The sequence below is a fragment of the Mesorhizobium sp. B2-3-7 genome (assembly GCF_006442695.1).
In the GTDB taxonomy this organism is placed as follows: domain Bacteria; phylum Pseudomonadota; class Alphaproteobacteria; order Rhizobiales; family Rhizobiaceae; genus Mesorhizobium.
Window position 1 is genome coordinate 269,545 of record NZ_VFVV01000006.1, and the last position, 17,868, is coordinate 287,412.

Sequence of the window (17,868 nt, forward strand, 5' to 3'; positions counted from 1 at the left end):
GATGGTCGTCGGCATCGCACATTATCTGACCGTATCGGCGATCCTTTTCACGCTCGGCGTGTTCGGCATCTTCCTGAACCGTAAGAACGTGATCGTCATCCTGATGTCGGTCGAGTTGATCCTGCTTGCGGTCAACATCAATTTCGTCGCCTTTTCGGCGGCTCTCGGCGACCTCGTCGGCCAGGTGTTCGCGCTGTTCGTGCTGACGGTCGCGGCGGCGGAGGCCGCCATCGGACTTGCCATTCTCGTCGTCTTCTTCCGCAACCGCGGCTCGATCGCGGTCGAAGACGTGAACATGATGAAGGGTTGACGGAACCACCATGTACCAGGCCATCGTCTTCCTTCCGCTGCTCGGCTTCCTGATCGTCGGCCTGTTCGGCACGTCGCTCGGCGCCAAGGCGTCCGAATACATCACCTCCGGCTTCCTGGTGATCGCGGCGGTGCTGTCGTGGGTTGCTTTCTTCACCGTCGGCTTCGGCCATGGCGAGGTGTTCACCGTGCCGGTGCTGCGCTGGATCCAGTCCGGCGGACTGGAGGCGTCCTGGGCGCTCAGGATCGACACTCTGACGGTGGTCATGCTGGTGGTGGTCAACACCGTGTCGGCGCTGGTCCATATCTACTCGATCGGCTACATGCACCACGATCCGAACCGGCCGCGTTTCTTTGCCTATCTGTCGCTGTTCACCTTCGCCATGCTGATGCTGGTGACGGCCGACAACCTCGTGCAGATGTTCTTCGGTTGGGAAGGGGTGGGCCTGGCGTCCTACCTGCTGATCGGCTTCTGGTACAAGAAGCCCTCGGCCAACGCCGCGGCCATCAAGGCCTTCGTCGTCAACCGCGTCGGCGATTTCGGCTTCGCGCTCGGCATCTTCGGCGTGTTCGTGCTGTTCGGCTCGGTCAATCTCGGCACCATCTTCGCCAATGCGGCGACGTTCATCCCGGCTGAAGGCGCCCCGCAAGGTGCTGCGGTGCTGACCTTCCTCGGTTATGCGCTGGATAAGCAGGCAGCGATGACGATCGTCTGCCTGCTGCTGTTCATGGGTGCCATGGGCAAGTCGGCGCAGGTGCCGCTGCACACCTGGCTGCCGGACGCCATGGAAGGCCCGACGCCGGTCTCGGCGCTCATCCATGCCGCCACCATGGTGACGGCCGGCGTGTTCATGCTGGCGCGGCTGTCGCCGCTGTTCGAGCTGTCGCATTCGGCGCTGACGGTGGTGACCTTCATCGGCGCCTTCACCGCCTTCTTCGCGGCGACCGTCGGCCTCGTCCAGAACGACATCAAGCGCGTCATCGCCTATTCGACCTGCTCGCAACTTGGCTACATGTTCGTGGCGCTCGGCGTCGGCGCCTATGGCGCGGCGATCTTCCACCTGTTCACGCATGCCTTCTTCAAGGCGCTGCTGTTCCTCGGCTCGGGCTCGGTCATCCATGCGGTTTCCGACGAGCAGGACATGCGCAAGATGGGCGGCCTGAGGACGCTGATCCCGACGACCTACTGGATGATGGTAATCGGCACCCTGGCGCTGACCGGCGTCGGCATTCCGGTCACCGTTATCGGCACCGCCGGGTTCTTCTCCAAGGATGCCATCATCGAGACGGCCTTTGCCGGGCATAATTCCGTGGCGGGCCTCGCCTTCGTGCTGCTGGTGATCGCCGCCGGCTTCACCTCCTTCTATTCCTGGCGGCTGATCTTCATGACCTTCCACGGCAGGCCGCGGGCGAGCCATGAGGTGATGCACCATGTCCATGAATCGCCGCCGGTGATGCTGGTGCCGCTGTTCGTGCTGGCGGCGGGCGCGCTGTTTGCCGGCATCATCTTCCACGGTGCCTTCATCGGCGAAGGCTATGCCGAATTCTGGAAGGCGTCGCTGTTCACGCTGCCGGACAATCACATCCTGCACGACATCCACGAACTGCCGCTATGGGTCGAGTTGTCGCCGTTCATCGCCATGCTGATCGGCCTGGCGCTGGCGTGGAAGTTCTACATCCGCTCGCCGGAAGTGCCGGTCAACCTGGCGGCCCAGCATCGCGGGCTCTATGCCTTCCTGCTCAACAAATGGTATTTCGACGAGCTCTATGACTTCCTGTTCGTGCGGCCGGCCAAACGCCTCGGTTCCTTCCTGTGGAAGACCGGCGACGGCACCGTCATCGACGGTCTCGGGCCTGACGGCATTTCGGCACGCGTCGTCGATGTCACCAACCGCGTCGTCAAGTTGCAGACCGGCTATCTCTATCACTATGCCTTCGCCATGCTGATCGGCGTTGCCGCATTCGTCACCTGGATGATGCTCTGATGACCGCCTGGCCAATTCTCTCGCTGGTCACCTTCCTGCCGCTGGTTGGTGTGCTGCTCATCCTGTTCATCAACGACGACAGCGAAAACGCACGCCGCAACATCCGCGCCATCGCGCTGCTGACGACGACGTTCACCTTCATCATCTCGCTGTTCATCTGGACCGGCTTCGACAATTCGCAAGCCGGCTTCCAGTTCGTCGAGAAGGTCGCCTGGCTCGATTCCGGCATCTCCTACCATATGGGCGTCGACGGCATTTCGATGCTGTTCGTCATCCTGACGACATTCCTGATGCCGCTCTGCATCCTGGCGTCGTGGGAAGCGATCGAAAAGCGCGTCAAGGCCTACATGATCGCCTTCCTGCTGCTCGAAACGCTGATGATCGGCGTGTTCTGCGCGCTCGACATCGTGCTGTTCTACGTCTTCTTCGAAGCCGGCCTGATCCCGATGTTCATCATCATCGGCGTCTGGGGCGGCAAGCGCCGCGTCTATGCCTCCTTCAAGTTCTTCCTCTACACGCTCGCCGGCTCGGTGCTGATGCTGCTCGCCATCATGGCGATGTTCTACCAGTCCGGCACGACCGATATCCCGACGCTGTTGACGCACAATTTCCCCGCCAACATGCAGACATGGCTGTGGCTCGCCTTCTTCGCCTCCTTCGCGGTGAAGATGCCGATGTGGCCGGTGCATACCTGGCTGCCGGATGCGCATGTCGAGGCGCCGACAGCCGGTTCGGTGATCCTGGCCGCCATTCTGTTGAAGATGGGCGGATACGGCTTCCTGCGGTTCTCCTTGCCGATGTTCCCGCTGGCCTCCGAGATGTTCGCGCCGCTGGTCTTCGCACTTTCGGTCGTCGCCATCATCTACACCTCGCTGGTGGCGCTGATGCAGGAGGACATGAAGAAGCTGATCGCCTATTCGTCGGTCGCCCATATGGGCTTCGTGACCATGGGCATCTTCGCCATGAACCAGGAAGGCGTGCAGGGCGCGATCTTCCAGATGCTCAGCCACGGCCTGGTCTCGGGCGCGCTGTTCCTGTGCGTCGGCGTCATCTATGACCGCATGCACACGCGTGAGATCGCCGCCTATGGCGGCCTAGTCAACAACATGCCAAAATACGCCACCGTGTTCCTGATCTTCACCATGGCCAATGTCGGCCTGCCGGGTACGTCAGGCTTCGTCGGCGAGTTCCTGACCATGCTCGGCGTGTTCCGGGTCAATACCTGGGTGGCGTTCTTCGCTGCCACCGGCGTCATCCTGTCGGCCGCCTACGCGCTTTGGCTCTACCGCCGGGTGATCTTCGGCGCGCTGACCAAGGACAGCCTCAAGGGCCTGCTCGACCTGTCGACACGCGAGAAGGCGATCATCTATCCGCTGGTTGTGCTGGTCATCTTCTTCGGCGTCTATCCCGCTCCCGTCTTCGACGCGACGGCCCAGTCGGTCAAGTCGCTCGTCACCAATGTCACCGCATCCATCGGCGCCGCGCAGACCGCGGCGGCGAACTGACCCAGGGGTTTTGCGAACCATGACGCCGGACCTTCTCTCCAGCCTGTCGCTCTCGACGCCCGAGCTGATCCTTGCCATCGGCGCGCTCGCGCTGCTGATGGTCGGGGCCTATTCGCGCGCCAACACCGCCAACACCGTGACCGGCCTTGCCGTTGCCGTGCTGGTGATATCGGGCGCCTGGCTGATCTTCTCCACCGGGCAGGGCAGCGCCTACGGCAATGCCTTCATCCAGGATTCCTTTGCCCGCTTCATGAAGCTGCTGGCGCTGGTGGGCTCGGCGGTGACGCTGATCATGTCGATGCGCTTCGCCAGGGCGGAGCGGTTCGACAAGTTCGAATATCCGGTGCTGATCCTTCTGTGCACGCTCGGCATGATGCTGATGATCTCCGCCAACAGCATGATCGGGCTCTATCTCGGCCTCGAGCTTCAGTCGCTGGCGATCTATGTCTTGTGCGCGATCAACCGCGAGAACCTGCGCTCGACCGAGGCGGGCCTGAAGTACTTCGTCCTCGGCGCGCTATCATCGGGCATGCTGCTCTATGGCATCAGCCTGGTCTATGGCTATACCGGCAACACCGGGTTCCAGGAGATCGCGACGGCGCTGGGCGGCGGAGAGCGCCAGCTTGGCCTCGTCTTCGGCCTGGTCTTCGTGCTGGCCGGCCTCGCCTTCAAGATCTCGGCGGTGCCGTTCCACATGTGGACGCCCGACGTCTATGAGGGTGCGCCGACACCGGTGACGGCTTTCCTGGCGGCGGCACCCAAAATGGCGGCTATGGCGCTGATCGTGCGCGTCACCATGGGCGCGTTCAAGCCGATCGCTTCCGACTGGCAGCAGATCATCGTCTTCATCTCGATCGCGTCGATGGCGCTCGGCTCTTTCGCGGCGATCGGCCAGACTAATATCAAGCGCCTGATGGCCTATTCCTCGATCGGCCATATGGGCTACGCGCTGGTTGGCCTTGCCGCCAACAGCCAGGCCGGCGTGCGCGGCGTCGCCATCTACATGCTGATCTATCTGGTGATGACGCTCGGCACCTTCGCCTTCATCCTCGCCATGCGGCGCAAGGAAGGCAATGTCGAGCAGATCAGCGACCTGGCAGGCCTGTCCTCGACCAACCCGATCATGGCGACGATCCTGACCATCCTGATGTTCTCGCTGGCCGGCATCCCGCCGCTTGCCGGCTTCTGGGGGAAGTGGTACGTCTTTCTCGCCGCCATCAATGCCAACCTCTACGCGCTGGCGATCATCGGCGTGCTGGCCTCGGTAGTGGGCGCCTATTATTACCTGCGCATCATCAAGATCATGTGGTTCGACGAACCGGTCGGCGGCTTCGTGCCGATGGCCAGTGAATTGCGCCTCGTACTCGGTGTCTCCGGCGCTTTCGTGCTGTTCTATGTGCTGATCGGCGGTCCGATCGGCACCTATGCCGAAGCCGCCGCCAAGACATTCTTCTGACGGGATGGCATTTCGGCTGGCTCCAACCTCGGCGTCGGAAGGATTCCGGCTGGAGGCGCATGACAGCGTCGGCTCCACCAATGCGCTGGCGCTGGATCACGCCCGGGCCGGCGACCCCGGCAGATTGTGGGTCGTTTCCAAGAAACAGGAAAGCGGGCGCGGGCGGCGCGGCCGCGTCTGGGCGACACCCGAGGGAAATCTGGCGGCGACGCTGCTCGTCCTCACCGGGGGCGAGCTTCGACTCGCCGCGACGCTCGGTTTCGTCGCCGGCCTGGCGCTGGCCGATGCGCTCGATGCCGTGGTGCCGGGGGGCCGGATCGCCATCGGCCTCGACGGCGGCAATGAAGGCAAGAACCGTTTCGAGCTGAAATGGCCGAACGACGTGCTCGCCTCCGGCGCCAAGCTTGCCGGCATTCTGCTGGAATCGGCCATGCTGGACGGCGGCCGTTTCGCGGTGGCGGTCGGCATCGGCGTCAATGTTGTGGCATACCCTGAGGATTTGCCGTATCCCGCGACGTCGCTTCACGCATTGGGTGCGGCATGCGATGCCGAAACGCTGTTCCTGGCGCTGTCGGATGCCTGGAGCGAGAATGCCCGCCTGTGGGACGACGGGCGGGGACTTGCCGCCGTCAGGCGGCGCTGGCTGGCACGCGCGGCAGGGCTTGGCGGCGAGGTTGCTGTCAGAATTGACGGTAATGTGGTGCGCGGGGTGTTCGAGACCATTGACGAGGACTGCCGTTTCGTGATCCGCGACGATGAGGGCTCGGTTTTGACGATCGCCGCCGGCGATGTGCATTTCGGCGCGGTCGCATCCGCCCGGGTATAGTTTTGTTTTTGCGCAATTCCAGACGGAAAACCGTTACAGACTTTTCCCGGAATTGCTTCAATGGCTTGGCCTGAGGGCCAGGAAGGAAAAAATCATGGCGAAAGCGGAAAACGCCGAACTCGTCTTCGTGCCGCTGGGCGGCGTCGGCGAGATCGGTATGAACTTCGCTCTCTACGGCTATGGTCCGCCGAGCGCGCGCGAATGGATCGTCATCGACGTCGGCGTCACCTTTCCCGACGCGGCGCATCCGGGCGTCGACCTGATCCTGCCCGACACGCGCTTCATCGAAGAGAACATCGCCAATTTGCGCGGTATCGTGATCACCCACGCGCATGAGGACCACTATGGCGCGCTGCTGGATATCTGGCCGAGGCTCAAGGCGCCGGTGTGGATGACGCCGTTCAGCGCCGGGCTGCTGGAAGCCAAGCGCCAGGGCGAGCAGGGCGCGCCGAAGATCCCGCTGACCATCTACCGCGCGGGCGAAAAATTCACTGTCGGTCCGTTCGAAATCGAGGCGATCCCGGTCGCGCATTCGATTCCCGAACCGATGTCGCTGGCCATCACCTCGCCGGCAGGCACCGTCATCCACACCGGCGACTGGAAGATCGACCCGGCGCCGACGATCGGACCCAAGACCGACGAAGCACGGTTCCGCGCCTATGGCGACAAGGGCGTGCTGGCGCTGGTCTGCGATTCGACCAATGCTATGCGCGAAGGCGAATCGCCATCGGAAGTCGCGGTCGGCGAGGGGCTGAAAGGGGTTATCCAGGCCGCCAAGGGCCGCGTCGCCGTCACCACCTTCTCGTCCAATGTCGGCCGTATCGTTTCCATCGCCAAGGCGGCGCGCGATGCCGGCCGTCAGTGCCTGGTGCTCGGCCGGTCGCTGAAGCGCGTCATCGATGTCGCCGGCGAACTCGGCTACATGGACGGTCTGCCTGAGTTCATCGCCGAGGAGGATTTCGGCTTCATTCCGCGCGAAAACCTGGTCGTCATCTGCACCGGCAGCCAGGGCGAGCCGCTGGCGGCGCTTGCCAAGCTCTCGCGCGACGAGATGAAGTCGGTGTCGCTGACGGCCGGCGACACGGTGGTGTTTTCCTCGCGCACCATTCCCGGCAACGAGAAGGCGATCCTCGAAATTAAGAACCGCCTCGTCGATCTCGGCATCAAGATCATCGAGGACGGCGATGCGCTGGTTCATGTCTCCGGCCATCCGCGGCGCAGCGAATTGCGCAAGATGTATGAATGGGTACGGCCGCAGATCGGCGTTCCAGTGCATGGCGAGGCCGCGCATCTGGTGGCGCAGGGCTCGCTGATGTCGACGTCGGGCATCGGCCAGGTGGCGCAGGTGCGCGACGGCGACATGCTGCGGCTTGCTCCCGGCCCTGCCACGATCATCGACCAGGTGCCGTTCGGCCGCATCTACAAGGACGGCAGGTTGATCGGCACCGACCAGGCGATGGGCATTCGCGACCGTCGCAAACTGTCCTTTGCCGGCCATGTCGCGGTCAATGTGGTGCTGGACGAGAAGTATGAGCTCGCCGGCGATCCCGATCTGGTCGCAATCGGCGTCGCCGAGGCCGACGCCAGAGGCGAGACGCTGGAGGACCTGATGATCGATGCGGCAATCGGCGCGGTGGACTCCATCCCCCGTCAGCGCCGAAAAGACCTCGACCTGGTGCAGGAGGCGGTACGCCGTGCCGTACGTGGCGCCGCCAACGAAGCCTGGGGCAAGAAACCGCTGGTGACTGTATTTGTCACGCGGTGACGAATAGGGAATAGGGGAATAAGGCAGTAGGGGAGTAGGGGAGAATGAGCCGTTGCTTTTCTTCTGTCTTGTTTCCCTACTCCCTTACTCCCCTAAAGCGGAGCGCTCTATGCTTGGACGCCTGAACCATGTCGCGCTTGCGGTGCCGGATCTGGCTGCGGCTGTCGCTTGCTATCGCGACACGCTAGGCGCCGAAGTGAGCGAACCACAGGCGCTGCCCGGGCATGGCGTCACCGTGGTGTTCGTCAATGTCGGCAACACCAAGATCGAGTTGCTGGAGCCGCTCGGCGAGGGTTCGCCGATCGCGGCTTTCCTCGAGAAGAACCCGTCGGGCGGCATGCACCATCTCTGCTATGAGGTCGACGATATCCTTACCGCGCGGGACCGGCTCCAGGCGGCCGGCGCCCGGGTTCTGGGCGACGGCAAGCCGAAGACCGGCGCGCATGGCAAGCCTGTGCTGTTCCTGCATCCGAAGGATTTCTTCGGCACGCTGATCGAACTGGAGCAACCATGAGCTGGGTTTCGTTCACCGCACTGTTTTTCGCGACCTGGTGGGTGGTGCTGTTTGCCGTTCTGCCGTTCAGCGTCAGGACGCAGGATGACGATCGTGACGTGACGCTGGGCACGGTGCCTAGCGCGCCGCGCGGACCACATATGCTGCGTGCGGTGATCCGCACCACCGTCGCCACGGCGGTGCTCATGGGCATTTTCTACGGCCTGACGCACGGGCTGGGATATAGCCTCAACGACATCCCGCACATCGTGCCGGAATTCGGCCAGGCCACGGCAAAATAGCAGCATTCAAACCGGCTCTTGCGCTTCGGGCGAGGTCATGCCGCCATTCGGCGCCGGCTCATCTGTTCAGGCTTCAAAAATCATGACGCAGGGTAAGGTGGTTTGGCAACGCATTGCGCTAAGCAGGTGATTGCACAAAAAAAATGCAAGGCACAAGGCCTTGCAATTTAAACGCGTCCGATCTGTTTCCGGTTTCCGGCGGCAGCGAGTAACCGCGCCTAGATCGCATCCTCCCAAGACTTTGACCGCGTAGGAGAACAGATTTTTCTCTGCTCTCTCGGTTATCGGGGCACATTAGCCCAACGGAAATGAAAATGTCACGAAGAATTTTGCCTTGAAACGGGCATTCTCGTGCTGCACTGCACAATAGTACGGCAGGCTTTGCTTGGGAAACCACCAGCCGGGCGTTTTATGCAACCGTGGCTCCTTCGATCGTCCAGCATTCGCGGCGCGCGCGAGGGGTGCTCAAAACGTTTTCATTCCGCGCGCCACGCCGTTCGTAAGCTGAATTTCCGATTTCCGGGTCGATGCGTCCGGGTTCCCATTGCGCCATGAAATGGCTATGAAGCCGGGGCAAGCAAGCCTGCGTCGCACCGATTCTGGCGCGGCCTCCTCATTCACGGACCAGTCCATGCGTTTGTCGCGCTATTTCCTGCCCATCCTCAAAGAGAATCCGCGCGAGGCGGAGATCGTCTCGCATCGGCTGATGCTGCGCGCCGGCATGATCCGCCAGCAGGGGCAGGGCAGTTTTTCCTGGCTGCCGCTGGGCAAACGGGTCCTGGACAAGGTCTGCCAGATCATCCGCGAGGAACAGAACCGCGCCGGCGCGCTGGAAATCCTGATGCCGACCATCCAGTCGGCCGACCTTTGGCGCGAAAGCGGCCGCTATAACGACTACGGCAAGGAGATGTTGCGCATCAAGGACCGCCAGGACCGCGACATGCTTTACGGCCCGACCAACGAGGAAATGGTCACCGAGATCTTCCGCGCCTATGTAAAGTCCTACAAGGACTTGCCGCTCAACCTCTACCACATCCAGTGGAAGTTCCGCGACGAGGTGCGGCCGCGCTTCGGCGTCATGCGCAGCCGGGAATTCCTGATGAAGGATGCCTACTCCTTCGATCTCGACTTCGAAGGCGCGAGAGCCGCCTACAACAGGATGTTCGTGTCCTATCTCCGGACCTTCACCCGCATGGGCCTACAGGCGATCCCGATGCGGGCCGACACCGGTCCGATCGGCGGCGATCTCAGCCATGAATTCATCATCCTGGCCGACACCGGCGAGAGCCAGGTGTTCTGCCATCGCGATTATCTGTCGCTCGGCGTGCCCGGAGCCAACACCGATTTCTCCAACGACGCCGAGATATCAGGCATCGTCAAGACCTGGACGACGCCTTACGCCGCGACCGACGAAATGCATGACGAAGCGGCCTGGGCTGAGGTTCCCGACAGCGACAAGGTTTCGGCGCGCGGCATCGAAGTCGGCCATATCTTCCATTTCGGCGAGAAATACTCCAAGCCGATGGGCGCCAAGGTGACCGGGCCTGACGGCAAGGATCATTTCGCTTCCGGCGGTTCCTATGGCATCGGCCCGTCGCGACTGGTTGCGGCGATCATCGAAGCCAGCCATGACGAGAACGGCATCATCTGGCCGGAAGCGGTGGCGCCGTTCGACATCGGCCTGATCAACATGAAAGCCGGCGATGCCGATTGCGACCGCGTCTGCGATGAGCTCAACGCAGCTTTCACTGCCGCCGGCAAGGATGTGCTCTATGACGACACCGACCAGCGGCCGGGCGGCAAGTTCGCCACCGCCGACCTGATCGGCTTGCCCTGGCAGGTGATCGTCGGACCGCGCGGCGTGGCCGCCGGCGAGGTCGAGATCAAGAACCGCAAGACCGGCGAGCGCGTGACGCTGCCGATCGCCGATGCTAAAAAACGCTTCGGTGCCGCCGCATGAGCGAGGCGGCGGCAGCGAGACCGGCAGGCGCCGGACCGTTTTCCATCTTCGAACGCACGGTGGCGTGGCGCTATCTGCGCTCGCGACGCAAGGAGACGGTGATCTCGGTCATCGCCTCGATCTCCTTCCTCGGCATCATGCTGGGGGTGGCGACGCTGATCGTGGTGATGGCCGTCATGAACGGGTTCAGGGCCGAGCTGCTCACCCGCATTCTCGGCGTAAACGGCCATCTGATCGTGCAGCCGCTGGATTCGCCGCTTGAGGACTATGCGCAGGTCGCCGGCCGCATCAACGGCGTGGCCGGCGTCAAATACGCCATTCCGCTGATCGACGGCCAAGTGCTGGCGCAAGGCAATGTCGGCGGCGGCTCCGGCGCGCTGGTGCGCGGTATCAGGGGCGAGGACCTGGGCAAGATCGCCATCGTCGCCAGCAACATCAAGCAGGGCTCGATCGCCGATTTCGACACGGGCGAGGGCGTCGCCATCGGCAAGCGCATGGCGGAGAATCTCGGCCTGGCGCTCGGCGACACGATCACGCTCATCTCGCCGGACGGCGACGTGACGCCGCTCGGCACGACGCCGCGCATGAAGGGCTACAAGATCGCGGCGATCTTCGAAGTCGGCATGTCGGAATATGACGCCTCCATCGTCTACATGCCGTTCTCGGAAGCGCAGCTTTATTTCAACATGGACGGACGGGCGCAGACGATCGAGATCTATGTCGACAATCCCGATGATGTCGACGCGCTGAAGCCGAAGGTGGAAGAAGCGGCGCAGCGACCCATCGACCTCGTCGACTGGCGGCAACGCAACGAGACCTTCTTTTCCGCCCTGCAGGTGGAGCGCAACGTCATGTTCATGATCCTGACGCTGATCGTGCTGGTGGCGGCGCTCAACATCATCTCCGGGTTGGTCATGCTGGTGAAGGACAAGGGGCACGACATCGCCATCCTGCGCACCATGGGCGCCTCGCGCGGCGCCATCCTGCGCATATTCCTGATGACGGGCGCGGCGATCGGCGTCACCGGCACCATCGCCGGCGTGCTGCTCGGCGTGATCATCTGCCTCAACATCGAATCGATCCGCGAGTTCTTTTCCTGGATGACGGGCAAGGTGCTGTTCAATCCAGAGCTCTATTTCCTCAGCCAGTTGCCGGCAAAGATGGATCCGCGCGAGACGACCTATGTCGTCATCATGGCGCTCGGCCTGTCCTTCCTGGCGACATTGTTCCCGGCCTGGCGGGCGGCTCGGCTCGATCCGGTCGAAGCATTGAGGTACGAGTGATGGCGCAGGCCATTATCGAGCTGAAGAGCGTCGAGCGGCACTATGTCCAGGGGCCGCGCAAGCTCACCATCCTCAACGGCGCCGACTTCTCGCTGCGGCGCGGCGAGATGGTGGCGCTGGTGGCGCCGTCCGGTACCGGCAAATCGACGCTGCTGCACACGGCCGGCCTTCTGGAGCGCCCGGATGCCGGCGACGTGATCCTGGCCGGACGCGCCTGCGGCCGGCTTTCCGACGACGAGCGCACGTCGATCCGCCGCAACGATGTCGGCTTCGTCTACCAGTTCCACCATCTGCTACCGGAGTTTTCGGCGCTGGAAAACATCATGATGCCGCAGCTCATCAAAGGGCTGCCGCGCAAGGAGGCGGCCGAGCGCGCGGCGCAGCTGCTCGACTACATGCAGATCGGCAAGCGTGCATCGCACCGGCCGTCCGAACTGTCGGGCGGCGAGCAGCAGCGCGTGGCAATCGCGCGTGCGGTCGCCAATGCGCCGCTGGTGCTGCTGGCGGACGAGCCCACCGGGAATCTCGACCCGGTCACTGCCTCCTATGTGTTCGAGGCGCTGGAGGCATTGGTGCGGCAATCCGGCCTCGCGGCGCTGATCGCCACCCACAATCACCAGCTGGCAGCGCGCATGGACCGGCGGGTCACCCTGGCCGAGGGCAAGGTGGTGCCGCTCTAAGGGGTACCTCGATGTCCGCTGCGAGATTGGGTTCAACCTTAACAACGTCCAGCGAGATTTCCGCGGGTTTAGTTTGCCTTCGGGGATACTGATCCCTCCGGGAGTCCTCTGGATCAGAACCGCCAGTGAGCCTTCAGTGCGATCAGGGCGGAAGAGATCGCGGTCATCACCAGGATGAGCAGCCAGGGTCACAAAGTTGCGCGAGAGGCGCCACCGGCGGCCTTGCCTCATGCGCTTTCGCCAGCGATCAGCTTGATTGGCGCCTTGGTGTTGCCTCACGTCCATCACTCGGCAGTCGTAGCTTACCCACTATTGTCTCTACTGAGATTGAGGGCAGCAGGCGCTCATCCCATATGCTAACTGACGATAGCGTCGCCGACATCTTCCTGACCTGTTGATAGGTCCCGCGCCGTCAACCTTTTCTTAACCCTGCCGGTTTGATCGCTCGAAAATTCCGGCAGCGGACGGATTCCGCTCGTTGACTTTGAAACAAAATTAGAACAAATTGCGAACATATCAACAACAGGAGAGAGTTATGACCGATCTGGTTCAGGATGTCATCTCGCTGGTTTGCATGAGCACCTTTCTCATTTCCATGGCGATCTGGATCGGAGCCATGTGAGATGGCGGTGTCTGCCGTCGCTGTTCCGGCGGACGAAAGTCCGCCTTGCCGTTAAGCCTTTCTTGCCGCCATGGCGCTAGGGTATCGCTCCTGAAAGCAGGAGCGCCGCGTGTCGCCCATCGTCACCGCCTTCCTCGTGGCCAGCAATCTCGGGCTGATCTTTCTCCTGATGAGCGTGCCGCTTGGTTTGCGCACAATCAGGCTCAGCCGCACGGTCGCGGCCGACCGGCAGCGTCTGTGGCAGGCGCTGTGGCCGCTCGGGAGCAATGCCGGCTGGTCCGGCGAAATCCTCTCGGCAGAGATGCTGGGCGAGGGAGTGGTCCGCACCAGAATGTCCTGGGAGGGCCGGGACGGCCTGCCGATCGAACGCAAGGCCTTGCTCGAGAATGTCGTGCACGGCAGGTGCTTTTCGATGCGCGTCATCGAGGACACGGCGCTCGATCCGTCTTTCTGGGCGCATTATCGGGAAACCGCGCAGTTGGTCTCGATTGGCGAGGCCACCCGGGTGACGCTCGCCCAGACCGACCGTTACCGCGGCCTGGCCTTCCTGGCGTTCCGCTATTTCGCCATGCGCCGCGAACTCGCCAAGCTGGATGGCTGGGCCAGGACAGGGCGGTATCGCAAGGGCGGCTGGTTCGAACATCCGCTGAGCCAGCTCGGCTTCGCCGCTCTCTCGGCATTCATCCTGTGGCCGTTCTTCGGGCTTCACCGCGGCGGGCTTGCTCTGGCCGCGATCCTGACTTCCGTTGTCGCCCTGCACGAGCTCGGCCACATGGCGGCATTCCGCCTGATGGGCCATCGCAGGGCGCGCATGATCTTCATCCCGCTGCTCGGCGGCCTCGCCATTGGCGGCCGGCCCTATGACAGCCGTTTCGAAGTTGCGTTCGTGGCGCTGATGGGCGCTGGGTTCTCTGCTTTCCTGGTGCCGTTGGCGATGATGGGCAGCACGTTTGCAAGCGCGGAAGGGCACTGGCTTGCCGCGACATTGCTGGCGACACTGGCGGGCTGTGCTGCCCTGTTCAACATCGCCAATCTGGTGCCGGTGTGGAAATTCGATGGCGGCCAGGTGCTGCGCCAGATCTGCCCGGGGCCGGTCGCGCTGGCGCTGGCCTCCTTCTTCCTGCTCTCGGCGTTCCTGGCGCTTGGCTGGCGGGCCGGCTTTTCCATCGGCTTTCTGCTCGTGGCCGGCGCGGTCTTTGCAATCCTCAGCCTTCTGACAGCGGGCAGCGGGGTGAAGCCGCGCCACGAACTGAAGCCGATCCGCACGGCCGACCGTTTCGTCATCGCGGGCGCGCTGCTGGCGGTGTTCCTCATCCACGGTTATGGAGTGCTCTGGGCGTCGGCACGGCTGATCTGAGCTGTCCGGGAAGCGTTCAGCCGGCCTCGCGGGCTGTTTCCACGGGCAAGGCCGTGGCTGGGCCGAAGACATCCTCGAACGCTGATTTCAGCGCCAGGTCGAGATCGGCCATCGTCACCGGCAGCCCGAGATCGACGAGGCTGGTGACGCCGTGGTCCTGCACGCCGCACGGCACGATACCGCTGAAATGGCCGAGGTCCGGCTCGACATTGATGGCGATACCGTGAAAACTCACCCAGCGCCTGAGCCGAATGCCTATTGCCGCGATCTTGTCCTCGGCGGCAGAGCCGTCCGGCAGGGCAGGGCGATCGGGCCGTACCACCCAGACGCCGACGCGATCCTCACGGCGCTCGCCATTGACGTTGAAGGCGGCGAGCGTGCCGATGATCCATTGTTCGAGGGCGGCGACGAAGGCGCGCACATCCTCCCGGCGGCGTTTCAGGTCGAGCATGACGTAGGCGACGCGCTGGCCCGGCCCATGATAGGTGTATTCGCCGCCGCGGCCGGCCGAAAACACCGGGAACCGGTTGGCGTCGATCAGGTCCTCGCTGCGCGCACTCGTGCCGGCGGTATAGAGCGGCGGATGTTCGACCAGCCAGACCATCTCGCCGGCGGCCCCGCTGCGGATCGCTTCGGCGCGCGCCTCCATGAAGGCAAGCGCCTCGGGGTAGGCGGTGAGGCCGGGCTCGATCGCCCATTCGACGGGCGCCGAACCGGGCAAAGGCAGGAACGACGTGGCGATCTGGCTGCGTTCTGGCATGGGATGTCTCTTGTTGTACTCCATATGGCGATATCGGGCCGAAACGTCCAGTTCGCGGTGCATTTTGGCGCTTTGATCCGTTATGGCAATTCCCAGCGATTAAATGCTCGGGGCGCACTTGTTTCGCCGGAAACGATTTGCTACACGCCGCGAGCCGGTCGGTTCCGGCTCCTACCACGTGCGGTCGTGGCGGAATTGGTAGACGCGCAGCGTTGAGGTCGCTGTGGGGCAACCCGTGGAAGTTCGAGTCTTCTCGACCGCACCATTCTCTCTCCCCAGAATCTGATTTGTAGCGGCACCTCCAGCCCTACGGACACCGCGCATTTCGTTTGATATTCCCGCGCGTTACGCCAGTTTCTTTTTGAGCGTCGGATTTTCCCGAAACCGGTTTCCACTTTCGGGTCCGATGTTCTAGACCTGAGATGCACCTTTTCCAGGATTGCAATGGCGGGAGGCGCTGGTGGAAGGCCAGGACGAACGGACGACCGGCGCTGGGGTCGCTGACGAACACCGCGCCGACATCTACGGTGAGGACGGCGCTGTCCTTTCGTCCTTTCTCGCCCAGATCGGCGCGGCGATCGCCGACCGCGATACGCTCACGCTCAAGCGTGAGGTCGACGACCTGCACCAGTCGGAAATGGGCGACCTGATCGAGGCGCTGCATCCCGACCAGCGGCGCGCCCTTGTCGAGCTTTTGGGGGCCGACTTCGATTTTTCCGCGCTGACCGAGGTTGACGAGGCGATCCGCATGGACATCGTCGACAATCTGCCCAACGCGCAGATTGCCCAGGCGGTGCAGGAACTCGATTCCGACGACGCGGTCTACATCCTCGAGGATCTCGAACCGGAGGACCAGGACGAGATCCTGTCGCAGCTGCCGTTTACCGAGCGCATCAGGCTACGTCGCTCGCTCGACTACCCCGAGGAGACCGCCGGGCGGCGCATGCAGACGGAGTTCGTCGCGGTGCCGCCGTTCTGGACGGTCGGCCAGACCATCGACTACATGCGCGAGGACAAGAACCTTCCCGACCGCTTCAGCCAGATCTTCGTCATCGACCCGAGCTTCAAGCTGCTTGGCGCCATAGACCTCGACCAGATCCTGCGCACCAAGCGCTCGGTCAAGGTCGAGGAGGTCATGCATGAGACGCGGCACGCCATTCCGGCCACGATGGACCAGGAAGAGGCCGCGCGGGAGTTCGAGCAATATGACCTTTTGTCGGCCGCCGTCGTCGACGAGAACGAGCGGCTGGTCGGCGTGCTGACCATCGACGACGTCGTCGACGTCATCCAGCAGGAAGCCGAGGAAGATCTCCTGCGCATGGGCGGCGTCGGCGACGAAGAGCTTTCCGACAGCATCTTTTCGACCTCGCGTTCGCGTGTGCCATGGCTGCTTGTCAATCTCCTGACCGCCTTCCTTGCGGCATCGGTGATCGGCCTGTTCGACCACACGATCGAGCGCATTGTGGCGCTCGCTGTGCTGATGCCGATCGTGGCCGGGATGGGCGGCAATGCCGGTTCGCAGACCATGACCGTCACCGTGCGGGCGCTGGCGACAAGGGATCTCGACATCTACAATGCCGGCCGCATCATTCGCCGCGAGATAGGCGTGGGCTTCATCAACGGCATCGTTTTCGCCATATTGATCGGCATCGTAGCCGCCGTCTGGTTCCGCGATGCCAATCTGGGCGGCATCATCGCCGCGGCCATGATCATCAACATGTTCGTTGCGGCCCTTGCCGGCATCCTGATCCCGCTGCTGCTCGACCGCTTCAAGATCGATCCCGCGGTCGCTTCGGCGGTGTTTGTCACCACGGTCACCGACGTCGTTGGTTTCTTCGCTTTTCTGGGCCTTGCCACGTGGTGGTTCGGCGTCCATTGATCCGGCTCAATTGACTTTTACGTAAATGCCGTGCGAGGCTCGGCGACAGGCAGACTGCGGCCGATTCCGGCAGGTCTGCCGCGGACGGAGAGCAGCAGTCGCCAATCTCCGGCTATGGGGCGAGAATGCGGGAATATTATTCGATCACCGAGCTGACGCGCGAATTCGACGTGTCGACGCGGACGCTGCGGTTCTACGAGGACGAGGGACTGGTGCAGCCGGTGCGGCGGGGCCGCACGCGGCTGTTTCGCCCATCCGACCGACACTTGATCCGGCAGATCATGCGCGGAAAACGGCTCGGGTTCTCGATCAACGAGATCCGCGAAATCATCCAGATGTACAAGGAACCGCCCGGCGAGGTCGGCCAGCTCAAGCTGATGATCAAGCGCATCGAGGAAAAGCGCGAGGATCTGAGGCAAAAGCGCCGCGACCTCGAGGAGACATTGGCCGAACTCGACCAGGCCGAGGAATCCTGCGTTGAGCGGCTGGTCGAGCTCGGGGTTAATACGTAGCGGCCTTCCAGGCAGGACAATCGCTTTAGAGTCGGCGCCGCCCCTCATCGCCCTGCCGGGCACTTCTCCCCGTATAGTGACGGGGAGAAGGGGGCTGACCGTGATCTCGGTCTCTTTCCTGCAACGCTGGTGGCTGGCGAAACCGCTGATGACAGCGCCCCTCTCCCCGTCACT

General features: G+C 63.0%; 15 protein-coding genes and 1 tRNA gene. 15 read left to right on the forward strand and 1 reads right to left on the reverse strand.

All coding sequences use genetic code 11. From position 1 onward, the window contains the following. Position 1 precedes the first annotated feature (1 nt). The 12 genes from nuoK (at position 2) to FJ940_RS14455 (ending at position 14,543) form a co-directional block, all read left to right on the forward strand. Positions 2-310: an NADH-quinone oxidoreductase subunit NuoK gene (nuoK, locus tag FJ940_RS14400; RefSeq protein ID WP_019858930.1), complete on the forward strand. Its 309-nt coding sequence runs from the start codon at positions 2-4 to the stop codon at positions 308-310. Positions 311-320: 10 nt separating this feature from the next. Continuing rightward, positions 321-2,294: an NADH-quinone oxidoreductase subunit L gene (nuoL, locus tag FJ940_RS14405; RefSeq protein ID WP_140579847.1), complete on the forward strand. Its 1,974-nt coding sequence runs from the start codon at positions 321-323 to the stop codon at positions 2,292-2,294. Further along, positions 2,294-3,799 (forward strand): NADH-quinone oxidoreductase subunit M, encoded by a 1,506-nt coding sequence (locus FJ940_RS14410; RefSeq protein WP_140521140.1) that lies wholly within the window; start codon positions 2,294-2,296, stop codon positions 3,797-3,799. The genes nuoL and FJ940_RS14410 overlap by 1 nt, the downstream gene beginning before the upstream one ends. 19 nt (positions 3,800-3,818) lie before the next feature. Then, complete coding sequence (gene nuoN / locus FJ940_RS14415; protein ID WP_140623207.1) at positions 3,819-5,255, forward strand: NADH-quinone oxidoreductase subunit NuoN; 1,437 nt, start codon at positions 3,819-3,821, stop codon at positions 5,253-5,255. A gap of 4 nt (positions 5,256-5,259) precedes the next feature. Next, entirely contained in the window at positions 5,260-6,081 is an 822-nt protein-coding gene (locus tag FJ940_RS14420; RefSeq protein WP_140656949.1) for a biotin--[acetyl-CoA-carboxylase] ligase, read from the forward strand. Positions 6,082-6,175: 94 nt separating this feature from the next. Beyond that, positions 6,176-7,846, forward strand: a complete 1,671-nt coding sequence (locus FJ940_RS14425; RefSeq protein WP_140495590.1) for a ribonuclease J — start codon at positions 6,176-6,178, stop codon at positions 7,844-7,846. A gap of 109 nt (positions 7,847-7,955) precedes the next feature. After that, complete coding sequence (mce, locus tag FJ940_RS14430; protein ID WP_140495591.1) at positions 7,956-8,360, forward strand: methylmalonyl-CoA epimerase; 405 nt, start codon at positions 7,956-7,958, stop codon at positions 8,358-8,360. Further along, positions 8,357-8,641, forward strand: a complete 285-nt coding sequence (locus tag FJ940_RS14435; protein ID WP_140495592.1) for a DUF1467 family protein — start codon at positions 8,357-8,359, stop codon at positions 8,639-8,641. Before mce ends, FJ940_RS14435 begins: the two co-directional genes overlap by 4 nt. A 631-nt stretch (positions 8,642-9,272) precedes the next feature. Then, a complete protein-coding gene (proS, locus tag FJ940_RS14440) occupies positions 9,273-10,601 on the forward strand; it encodes a proline--tRNA ligase (protein WP_140495593.1) in 1,329 nt (442 codons plus the stop codon). Then, positions 10,598-11,884 (forward strand): lipoprotein-releasing ABC transporter permease subunit, encoded by a 1,287-nt coding sequence (locus FJ940_RS14445; RefSeq protein ID WP_140516404.1) that lies wholly within the window; start codon positions 10,598-10,600, stop codon positions 11,882-11,884. Before proS ends, FJ940_RS14445 begins: the two co-directional genes overlap by 4 nt. Further along, positions 11,881-12,564, forward strand: coding sequence for an ABC transporter ATP-binding protein (locus FJ940_RS14450; protein WP_181170865.1), 684 nt, complete (start codon positions 11,881-11,883; stop codon positions 12,562-12,564). The genes FJ940_RS14445 and FJ940_RS14450 overlap by 4 nt, the downstream gene beginning before the upstream one ends. A gap of 731 nt (positions 12,565-13,295) precedes the next feature. Further along, positions 13,296-14,543: a site-2 protease family protein gene (locus FJ940_RS14455; RefSeq protein ID WP_140656951.1), complete on the forward strand. Its 1,248-nt coding sequence runs from the start codon at positions 13,296-13,298 to the stop codon at positions 14,541-14,543. A 16-nt stretch (positions 14,544-14,559) separates the two neighbouring features. Here the strand turns inward: FJ940_RS14455 and lipB are convergent, their stop codons facing one another. Continuing rightward, positions 14,560-15,303 (reverse strand): lipoyl(octanoyl) transferase LipB, encoded by a 744-nt coding sequence (gene lipB, locus FJ940_RS14460; protein WP_140555005.1) that lies wholly within the window; start codon positions 15,301-15,303, stop codon positions 14,560-14,562. 180 nt (positions 15,304-15,483) lie between these two features. Between lipB and FJ940_RS14465 the strand changes: the two genes are divergently transcribed. From FJ940_RS14465 to FJ940_RS14475, 3 genes are all read left to right on the forward strand, one after another. After that, positions 15,484-15,568 (forward strand) — tRNA-Leu (locus FJ940_RS14465). A gap of 195 nt (positions 15,569-15,763) precedes the next feature. Then, complete coding sequence (gene mgtE / locus FJ940_RS14470) at positions 15,764-17,182, forward strand: magnesium transporter (protein ID WP_140656953.1); 1,419 nt, start codon at positions 15,764-15,766, stop codon at positions 17,180-17,182. Between the two features lie 125 nt (positions 17,183-17,307). Beyond that, a complete protein-coding gene (locus tag FJ940_RS14475; protein ID WP_006203215.1) occupies positions 17,308-17,694 on the forward strand; it encodes a MerR family DNA-binding transcriptional regulator in 387 nt (128 codons plus the stop codon). The last annotated feature ends 174 nt before the right edge of the window (positions 17,695-17,868 follow it).

Coding starts and splice junctions, on each gene's coding strand:
- nuoK (WP_019858930.1), top strand. CDS start 2: ATGGTCGTCGGCATCGCACATTATCTGACCGTATCGGCGATCCTTTTC.
- nuoL (WP_140579847.1), top strand. CDS start 321: ATGTACCAGGCCATCGTCTTCCTTCCGCTGCTCGGCTTCCTGATCGTC.
- FJ940_RS14410 (WP_140521140.1), top strand. CDS start 2,294: ATGACCGCCTGGCCAATTCTCTCGCTGGTCACCTTCCTGCCGCTGGTT.
- nuoN (WP_140623207.1), top strand. CDS start 3,819: ATGACGCCGGACCTTCTCTCCAGCCTGTCGCTCTCGACGCCCGAGCTG.
- FJ940_RS14420 (WP_140656949.1), top strand. CDS start 5,260: ATGGCATTTCGGCTGGCTCCAACCTCGGCGTCGGAAGGATTCCGGCTG.
- FJ940_RS14425 (WP_140495590.1), top strand. CDS start 6,176: ATGGCGAAAGCGGAAAACGCCGAACTCGTCTTCGTGCCGCTGGGCGGC.
- mce (WP_140495591.1), top strand. CDS start 7,956: ATGCTTGGACGCCTGAACCATGTCGCGCTTGCGGTGCCGGATCTGGCT.
- FJ940_RS14435 (WP_140495592.1), top strand. CDS start 8,357: ATGAGCTGGGTTTCGTTCACCGCACTGTTTTTCGCGACCTGGTGGGTG.
- proS (WP_140495593.1), top strand. CDS start 9,273: ATGCGTTTGTCGCGCTATTTCCTGCCCATCCTCAAAGAGAATCCGCGC.
- FJ940_RS14445 (WP_140516404.1), top strand. CDS start 10,598: ATGAGCGAGGCGGCGGCAGCGAGACCGGCAGGCGCCGGACCGTTTTCC.
- lipB (WP_140555005.1), bottom strand. CDS start 15,303: ATGCCAGAACGCAGCCAGATCGCCACGTCGTTCCTGCCTTTGCCCGGT.
- FJ940_RS14475 (WP_006203215.1), top strand. CDS start 17,308: ATGCGGGAATATTATTCGATCACCGAGCTGACGCGCGAATTCGACGTG.